The organism is Klebsiella sp. GB_Kp056 (assembly GCF_040064755.1).
Lineage (GTDB): Bacteria > Pseudomonadota > Gammaproteobacteria > Enterobacterales > Enterobacteriaceae > Klebsiella > Klebsiella quasipneumoniae.
The window spans coordinates 119392-127885 of record NZ_JBEAJA010000059.1 but is presented as its reverse complement, the minus strand read 5'-3'; the positions used below and the strand labels follow the sequence as shown (position 1 = coordinate 127885).

The 8494-nt window shown below is 59.0% G+C and carries 10 protein-coding genes; 6 read left to right on the top strand and 4 right to left on the bottom strand.

Features of this window, described 5'->3' with window-relative positions:
- The first annotated feature begins 263 nt into the window (after positions 1-263).
- Positions 264-1361 carry a murein transglycosylase A gene (mltA, locus tag ABLV52_RS20695; RefSeq protein ID WP_348890888.1) on the top strand — a complete coding sequence of 366 codons (1098 nt, stop codon included), beginning with the start codon at positions 264-266 and terminating at the stop codon, positions 1359-1361.
- A 105-nt stretch (positions 1362-1466) separates the two neighbouring features.
- Positions 1467-2276, top strand: a complete 810-nt coding sequence (gene tcdA / locus ABLV52_RS20690; RefSeq protein ID WP_049013567.1) for a tRNA cyclic N6-threonylcarbamoyladenosine(37) synthase TcdA — start codon at positions 1467-1469, stop codon at positions 2274-2276.
- A 130-nt stretch (positions 2277-2406) separates the two neighbouring features.
- Here tcdA and csdE read toward each other — a convergent pair whose 3' ends face one another.
- Both csdE and csdA read right to left on the bottom strand, forming a co-directional pair.
- Complete coding sequence (gene csdE / locus ABLV52_RS20685; protein ID WP_023290863.1) at positions 2407-2844, bottom strand: cysteine desulfurase sulfur acceptor subunit CsdE; 438 nt, start codon at positions 2842-2844, stop codon at positions 2407-2409.
- Entirely contained in the window at positions 2844-4049 is a 1206-nt protein-coding gene (csdA, locus tag ABLV52_RS20680; protein ID WP_348890887.1) for a cysteine desulfurase CsdA, read from the bottom strand. The genes csdE and csdA overlap by 1 nt, the downstream gene beginning before the upstream one ends.
- Positions 4050-4246: 197 nt before the next feature.
- Here csdA and ABLV52_RS20675 point away from each other — a divergent pair, with 197 nt between their 5' ends.
- The 4 genes from ABLV52_RS20675 (at position 4247) to rlmM (ending at position 7248) form a co-directional block, all read left to right on the top strand.
- A complete protein-coding gene (locus ABLV52_RS20675) occupies positions 4247-4471 on the top strand; it encodes a YgdI/YgdR family lipoprotein (protein WP_002915549.1) in 225 nt (74 codons plus the stop codon).
- Between the two features lie 351 nt (positions 4472-4822).
- Positions 4823-5740: a glycine cleavage system transcriptional regulator GcvA gene (gene gcvA, locus ABLV52_RS20670; protein ID WP_002915545.1), complete on the top strand. Its 918-nt coding sequence runs from the start codon at positions 4823-4825 to the stop codon at positions 5738-5740.
- A gap of 19 nt (positions 5741-5759) precedes the next feature.
- A complete protein-coding gene (locus ABLV52_RS20665; protein ID WP_002915543.1) occupies positions 5760-6155 on the top strand; it encodes a DUF423 domain-containing protein in 396 nt (131 codons plus the stop codon).
- Positions 6148-7248: a 23S rRNA (cytidine(2498)-2'-O)-methyltransferase RlmM gene (rlmM, locus tag ABLV52_RS20660; RefSeq protein ID WP_348890886.1), complete on the top strand. Its 1101-nt coding sequence runs from the start codon at positions 6148-6150 to the stop codon at positions 7246-7248. The genes ABLV52_RS20665 and rlmM overlap by 8 nt, the downstream gene beginning before the upstream one ends.
- A 54-nt stretch (positions 7249-7302) precedes the next feature.
- Here the strand turns inward: rlmM and fucR are convergent, their stop codons facing one another.
- Positions 7303-8013 carry an L-fucose operon activator gene (gene fucR / locus ABLV52_RS20655; RefSeq protein WP_023290860.1) on the bottom strand — a complete coding sequence of 237 codons (711 nt, stop codon included), beginning with the start codon at positions 8011-8013 and terminating at the stop codon, positions 7303-7305.
- A gap of 58 nt (positions 8014-8071) precedes the next feature.
- Positions 8072-8494: an L-fucose mutarotase gene (gene fucU / locus ABLV52_RS20650; RefSeq protein WP_348890885.1), complete on the bottom strand. Its 423-nt coding sequence runs from the start codon at positions 8492-8494 to the stop codon at positions 8072-8074.

Below are 8494 nucleotides of genomic sequence, written 5' to 3'. Positions count from 1 at the left end.
CGACGACCTTCGGGTTATGAGCCCGACGAGCTACCAGGCTGCTCCACCCCGCGTCCGTGGAAGCGCACTATACTCCGCTAGCGAGATGATGCAACCTTTTTTCGACCAAATCGACATTTTTGTAAGAATTGGCTTATAAAACGCCATGTTGTGGTGTTTTTTTACACAAATCTGTGCCATCGATGAGATCGCGCATTTCAATAGCCCCGGCGCTTTGTTATCTTCAACACGCACTAAGGCTTCGCAGCAAAAGATGAGACACCATGAAAGGACGTTGGGCAAAATATGTAGCGACGGGGGCAATGCTGGCCATGCTCGCCGCCTGTTCCTCAAAACCGACCGACCGCGGTCAGCAATATAGCGATGGCAAGTTCACCCAGCCGTTTTCACTGGTAAACCAGCCGGATGCCGTCGGGGCGCCGATCAATGCCGGCGACTTCTCCGAGCAGGTTAATCAAATTCGTAACGCTTCGCCGCGCCTCTATAACAGCCAAAGCAACGTCTATAACGCGCTGCAGGAGTGGCTGCGCGCCGGCGGCGACACCCGTATGCTGCGCCAGTTTGGCATCGACGCCTGGCAGATGCAGGGCACCGACAACTATGGCAACGTCCAGTTTACCGGCTACTACACGCCGGTGGTGCAGGCGCGCCACACCCGCCAGGGCGAATTCCAGTACCCCATTTACCGAATGCCGCCGAAGCGCGGCAAGCTGCCGTCCCGCGCCAGCATTTATGCCGGCGCGCTGAGCGATAACTATGTGCTGGCGTACAGCAACTCGCTGATGGATAACTTCATCATGGACGTGCAGGGCAGCGGTTATATCGACTTTGGCGACGGTTCGCCGCTCAACTTCTTTAGCTATGCCGGGAAAAACGGCTGGCCCTATCGCAGCATCGGTAAAGTGCTGATCGACCGCGGGGAAGTGAAGAAAGAAGATATGTCGATGCAGGCGATCCGCGAGTGGGGTGAAAAGCACAGCGAAGCGGAAGTGCGTGAGCTGCTGGAGCAGAACCCGTCGTTCGTGTTCTTTAAACCGCAGTCTTTTGCGCCGGTGAAAGGCGCCAGCGCCGTGCCGTTGATCGGCCGCGCCTCGGTGGCCTCCGACCGGTCGATTATTCCGCCGGGAACCACCTTGCTGGCCGAGGTGCCTCTGCTGGATAATAACGGCAAGTTTAACGGCCAATACGAACTGCGACTGATGGTCGCCCTCGATGTCGGCGGGGCGATCAAAGGCCAGCATTTCGACATCTATCAGGGCATTGGGCCTGACGCAGGCCACCGTGCCGGCTGGTATAACCACTATGGCCGCGTATGGGTGCTGAAAAACGCCCCGGGCGCGGGCAACGTCTTTAGCGGCTAGTACTCACGTTCTTTTCCCCGGTCGCGCTGCGCTTACCGGGGCTACGGTAGCCCGGGTAAGGCGCTTGCGCCGCGACCCGGGAATGTCCACTAATTCTGAGGTTATATGTCTGTTGTAATCAGCGATGCCTGGCGCCAGCGTTTTGGCGGTACGGCACGTTTATATGGTGAAAAAGCGCTGCAATGTTTTGCCGACGCCCACGTCTGCGTGGTCGGCATCGGCGGGGTCGGCTCGTGGGCGGCGGAAGCGCTGGCGCGAACCGGCATCGGGGCAATCACCCTTATCGATATGGACGATGTCTGCGTCACCAATACCAACCGCCAGATCCACGCCCTCAGCGGCAACGTCGGGCTGGCGAAAGCCGAAGTGATGGCGGAGCGTATCCGCCTGATCAACCCGGAGTGTCGGGTGACGGTAGTGGATGATTTCGTGACCCCGGAAAACGTGGCGGAATACCTGGGCGCCGGCTTCAGCTACGTCATCGACGCCATCGATAGCGTCCGGCCGAAAGCGGCGTTAATCGCTTACTGTCGTCGCCATAAGGTGCCGCTGGTCACCACCGGCGGCGCGGGCGGACAAATCGATCCGACGCAAATCCAGGTCGCCGATCTGGCGAAAACCATCCAGGATCCGCTGGCGGCCAAACTGCGCGAGCGGCTGAAAAGCCAGTTTGGGGTGGTGAAAAACAGCAAAGGCAAGCTCGGCGTGGACTGCGTCTTCTCTACCGAAGCGCTGGTCTACCCGCAGGCTGACGGCAGCGTCTGCGCGATGAAGAGCACGGCGGAAGGGCCGAAGCGGATGGACTGCGCATCCGGGTTTGGCGCGGCGACGATGGTGACCGCGACCTTTGGCTTTGTCGCGGTATCCCATGCGCTGAAGAAAATGCTGGCGAAGGCGGAGCGGCAGACGGCGTAAATTCCCGGGTCGCGGCGCAGGCGCCTTACCCGGGCTACAAGACAATTCCCCGGAGGCACCTGTCCGGGCGACAAAACCGCACGAACCCGTAGCCCGGGCAAGGCGCGTCAAGCGCCGCCCCCGGATGAGCTTAAACCTCAACCTCGCGGGCGGCGGCGAGCACCGCCTCGCTCAGGGCGCTGAGCCCCTGGCTGCGCGAGGCGCTCAGCTGGCCGCGCAGCCCCAGCTCGTCGAACAGCGCCAGCGGATCCTCGGCCAGGATCCCGGCGCGGGTTTTTCCTTCCACGGCGGTTAAGAGTACGGCCAAAAGACCGCGCACAATCCGTCCTTCGCTGTCGCCAAAGAAGTGCAGCCTGCCTTCGGCATCCTCCTCATAGCCCAGCCAGACGCGGTTTTCACACCCGGCAATCTCCCGGGCCTGCGCTTTGCGCTCATCGGTCAGCGTCGGCAGCTTTTTGCCCAATAAAATCAGCTGCCGATATTTATCCTCCCACTGGTTCAGCGGGGCAAAGGTCTGGCGCAGCGTGGCGTCGGTAATGGTCGTGCCGAAGGGATGCAGAGTTGTCATTAATCCACCAGAATTTCCAGAGCGCGATCCACCGCGTGGACCAGCGCCGCAACATCGTCTTGGGTATTGTAGGGGGCGAAAGAGGCCCGCAGCGTGCCGCTGACCCCTAAGGCCGCCAGCAGCGGCTGGGCGCAGTGTTGCCCGGCGCGCAGGGCAATGCCGGACTCCGCCAGCAGCGTCACCAGATCGCTGTGATGAATACCGTCGAACTCAAAGGCGAGCAGGCTTGATTGCTGGCAGCGGAAAGAGCGGAAGCCCGGCCGTTTCGCCAGCGCCTCTTCCGCCAGGCTCGCCAGACTGCGGCTCCAGTTTTCCGCCTGTCCGATATCGCTCTGCGCCAGCCACTCCAGCGCGGCGCTCAGGCCAATCACCCCGGCGACATTGGGCGTACCGGCCTCAAGGCCATAGGGCGCCGGCTGCGGCGTAAAGCCGTCAAAGCTGACCTCGGCGATCATCTTCCCGCCGCCGAGCCAGGGCGACATCGCCGCCAGCAGTTCGCTTTTACCGTACAGGGCGCCGATCCCGGTCGGGCCATACAGCTTATGGCCGGAAAAGGCGTAAAAATCGATATCCAGCGCCTGCACGTCCGCGGGGAAATGCACCGCCCCCTGAGCGCCATCGACCATCACTACCATTCCGGCGGCGTGAGCAAGGCGGATGGCCTGCGCCAGGTCCGGGCAGCCGCCGGTGACGTTGGACATCTGCCCGATGGCCAGCACCCGGCTGCGCGGGGTGATGAGCGCGCCGAGGCTGGCGATATCCGGCAGGTGGTCGGCGCCAAGCGGCAGCTTGACCACTCTGGCGCCGGTCTGTCCGGCCACCATCAGCCAGGGCACGAGGTTGGCATGATGCTCGGCTTCGCTGACGATAATTTCATCGCCAGGCTGCAGTCGCGGCCGGACGTAGCTCTGCGCCACCATATTGATGGCCTCCGTGGTCCCCCGCGTCCAGACGATATCTTTGCCGGAGGGGGCGTTCAGCCACGCCGCCACGCGCTCGCGGGCCGCCTCATAGCGCTCGGTCAGCCGCTGGGCGGCGGCGAATTGACTGCGGTGGACGTTGCCGGCGCTCAGGCGATAAAACTGGTCACTGGCGTCGATCACCGCCAGCGGTTTGAGCGCCGTCGCCGCGCTGTCGAGATAGACGCCGGCGTCGGCCAGAGCCGGAAACTGCGCGCGAAAGTGCGCAGGGTTGAATGCGTTCATGGAATTCCTCGTATCAATACCGCGATCGTCGCGCAATTTGCCGGGCGTGACAAGGCCTCTGCGTCCTGTGGAATTGTCCGAATGTGACTCCATATGGGGAAAAGAGGGTTATGCTGAAAAGTGTTGGGTTTGTGTTTTAACCTATTACTTAACGAGTCACGAATAGTATAAATAGCCGTAAGGAGAGAAAAATGAAAATGACTAAGGCCGCTGCGATTATCTCTGCCTGTATGCTGACTCTGGGCCTGAGCGCCTGTTCCTCTAACTATGTGATGCATACCAATGATGGGCGGACCATCGTCACCGACGGGAAACCGCAAACCGATAATGATACTGGCATGATCTCGTATAAGGACGCGTGGGGCAACAAACAGCAGATCAATCGCTCTGACGTGAAACAGCTGGGTGAGCTGGACGAGTAAGGCAGTAAAAAGGCAAAAAAAAGCACCGCGCGTTGCGGTGCTACATTAAATCACTATGGACAGACAGGGTAAATGTACAGGAAGTGAAAAGGGGTAGCCTTGCTACCAGGGTCTGCAAAGACAGACCAATTGCAAACACAACAACACAACATCACAACCGTAAGCCAAAAGCTTGATGGAACACGCATTCCAAAAAAAGCTTCTCGTTCCGGCTCAGGAAGTGCCGCCACTATAGGTATTTGCTGGTAGAACCTCAACGGACAATTTATAATGGCTCAGATAAAAAAAACTAATAGGTTAACCGTTGTTTCCTATTTGTTAAATTGAGTTAACATCTAAGCCAGAATAACCATGTCGAAGCGATTACCTCCTCTGAATGCATTACGTGTTTTTGATGCAGCCGCACGCCATCTCAGCTTCACTCGGGCAGCCGATGAGCTTTTTGTGACGCAGGCCGCAGTCAGCCACCAAATCAAGTCTCTCGAGGATTTTCTGGGCCTTAAGCTGTTCCGTCGGCGCAATCGTTCGCTGCTGTTAACGGAAGAAGGGCAAAGCTATTTTCAGGATATTAAAGAGATTTTTTCGCAACTGACGGAAGCGACGCGTAAACTGCAGGCGCGCAGCGCCAAAGGGGCCTTAACGGTCAGTTTATTGCCAAGTTTCGCCATCCAGTGGCTGGTGCCGAGACTCACAAGCTTTAACTCAGCTTATCCGGGAATCGACGTCAGGATCCAGGCGGTGGACCGTCAGGAGGATAAGCTGGCGGACGATGTCGACGTGGCGATTTTTTACGGTCGCGGCAACTGGCCGGGCCTGCGAGTGGAAAAACTGTACGCCGAGTATCTGCTGCCGGTCTGTTCCCCGCTGCTGCTCACTGGCGACAAGGCATTGAAAACGCCTGCCGATCTGGCGCAACATACGCTGCTTCACGATGCGTCCCGCCGCGACTGGCAAACTTATACCCGCCAGCTGGGTCTAAGCCATATTAATGTGCAGCAGGGACCGATTTTCAGCCACAGCGCGATGGTGCTGCAGGCGGCCATTCATGGGCAGGGCGTGGCGCTGGCCAATAACGTCATGGCGCAGTCCGAAATTGAGGCCGGTCGCCTGGTGTGTCCGTTTAATGATGTTCTGGTCAGTAAGAATGCGTTTTACCTTGTTTGCCATGACAGTCAGGCAGAACTGGGTAAAATAGCCGCTTTCCGGCAGTGGATTCTGGCGAAAGCGGCAAGTGAACAAGAAAAATTCCGCTTTCGTTATGAACAATAATTACTTGTAGGGTAACAACATGACCAGCCGTTTTATGCTGATATTCGCCGCGATTAGCGGCTTTATCTTTGTGGCTCTGGGTGCCTTCGGCGCGCATGTCTTAAGTCAATCGCTCGGCGCGGCGGAGATGGCCTGGATCCATACCGGCCTGGAGTATCAGGCCTTCCATACCCTGGCGATTTTTGGTCTGGCGGTGGCGATGCAGCGTCGGATCAGTATCTGGTTCTACTGGAGCAGCGTGTTTCTGGCGTTAGGGACCGTGCTGTTCAGCGGCAGCCTCTACTGCCTGGCGCTCTCTCATTTACGCCTGTGGGCGTTCGTGACCCCGGTGGGCGGCGTGAGCTTCCTCGCCGGCTGGGTTTTAATGTTAATTGGTGCAATTCGTCTGAAACGTAAGGGCGTTGTTCATGAATAAGGTTGTCCTCTATTGTCGCCCTGGGTTTGAGAAAGAGTGCGCAGCAGAAATTACCGATAAGGCAGCCCGCCTTGAGGTGTTTGGTTTTGCCCGGGTCAAAGAAGGCTCTGGCTATGTGATTTTTGAAGGCTATCAGCAGGATGATGGCGAGAAGCTGGTGCGCGATCTGCCGTTCAGCTCGCTGATCTTCGCCCGCCAGATGTTTGTGGTCGGCGAACTGCTGCGCGACCTGCCGCCGGAGGATCGCATCACGCCGATCGTCGGTATGCTGCAGGGCGTGGTGGAGAAGGGCGGCGATCTGCGCGTCGAGGTGGCGGACACTAACGAAAGCAAAGAGCTGATGAAGTTCTGCCGCAAGTTTACCGTGCCGCTGCGCGCGGCGCTGCGCGAAGCGGGCGTCCTGACCCGCTATGAAACGCCGAAGCGTCCGGTGGTGCATGTGTTCTTTATCGCCCCGGGCTGCTGCTATACCGGCTACTCGTACAGCAACAACAACTCGCCGTTCTATATGGGCATTCCGCGGCTGAAGTTTCCGTCCGACGCCCCGAGCCGCTCCACCCTCAAGCTGGAAGAGGCGTTCCACGTCTTTATTCCGGCGGACGAGTGGGACGAGCGCCTGGCGAACGGCATGTATGCCGTCGACCTTGGCGCCTGCCCGGGCGGCTGGACCTATCAGCTGGTGAAGCGCAACATGTGGGTCTCTTCGGTCGATAACGGTCCGATGGCCCAGAGCCTGATGGATACCGGCCAGGTGACCTGGCTGCGCGAAGACGGTTTCCGCTATCGTCCGAACCGCAACAACATCTCGTGGATGGTCTGCGATATGGTGGAGAAGCCGGCGAAAGTGGCGGCGCTGATGGCGCAGTGGCTGGTCAACGGCTGGTGCCGGGAGACCATCTTCAACCTCAAGCTGCCGATGAAAAAGCGCTACGAAGAGGTGTCGCAGAACCTGGCCTACATTCAGGCCCAGCTGGACGAGCACGGCATTAACGCCCAGATCCAGGCGCGTCAGCTGTATCACGATCGTGAAGAGGTGACCGTTCACGTGCGTCGCCTGTGGGCCGCCGTCGGCGGACGTCGCGACGAGCGTTAATCTCTCACCCTCAGGCCGGAGACGCGTGCTTGTCCTCCGGCCTTCGCCGCATGCTTAAGGCTGCGGCGCATCCGACACAATATGCGTCACGTCATCCAGATGACCAATTCTCGCCTCGCCGGAACGGTTGAACTTACTTTTATCGATCAGCAGCAGCGACTGCGCCGCCCGCTTAAGCAGGATCGATTTGAAGTCGGCATTGAACGCATTGGAGTCCCACAGCGCGCCCTGCGGGTCGATGCCTTCGCAGGAAAAAATAAACAGATCGATCTCCAGCGATTTCAGCTGGGAAATCAGCGCCGGGTTAACGTAGCAGCCATATTTCCGCTGCAGGGTGCCGCCGGAGCAGGTGAGGGCGATCTGGTCGCGTTTGGCCAGCTCCTGGCAGATGGGCTGGCTGTTGGTAAAAACGTGCAGCGGGCGGTCCGGCAGCTGGCGGGCGAGGTACCAGCAGGTGGAGCTGGCATCGAGGGCGATGACCATGCCTTCGTCAATCCAGGCCAGCGCTTCGCGGGCGATGTCGGCTTTATGCGCGTAATGGCTTTTCAGGCGCATGTGGAAAGGGTCGCCGCTGTCCTGGCTGCGCTGGTGGATCACTTTGGCCCGGCCGTGGTTGCGCAGCACTTTGCCCTGCGCCTGCAGCTCGCTGAGATCGCGGCGAATGGTTTCCCTGCTGACGTTGAGCTGTTTTGACAACGTTTCGGTGGTCAGGCTGCTGTGGTTGATCAGGAGATCGACGATCGCCTGCTGGCGGGCCGCTTTCATTTATTCTCACCCCATCATTGATTGAGCGTCTGCATCAGGCAGACGCTCCGGCATGAGATTACGGCGTGACTCCTTTTTTTAAAAGGATATTTCCGTACTTAGCGCACTCTCCTGTGATAACGATCGCAAAGGCTTTTTGCGCCCGCTCGTAGAAGGCAAAGCGGTCAATCCGCACGATGTCCGGGCAGGGGGCCTGCGCCGATAGCGCCTGCCGATAGCGCTGTTCCACCGTCGGGTCGAGGGCATCGCCTTCGACGGCGGCCATCATCACCAGCGGCGACGCGTAGCGGTCTAACTCGAACAGCGGGATAATCGCCTGCAGCAGGTCGCTGACCCGCAGGCCATCGGCGCGGATCACCTGCGGACCCATGCTGTGCGCCGGGAAGTGGGCATCGGAAAAAATAATTTCATCCCCATGGCCCATTTCGGCCAGCACTTTCAGCAGTTCCGGCGATATCAGCGGGGAAATGGTTTTGAGCAT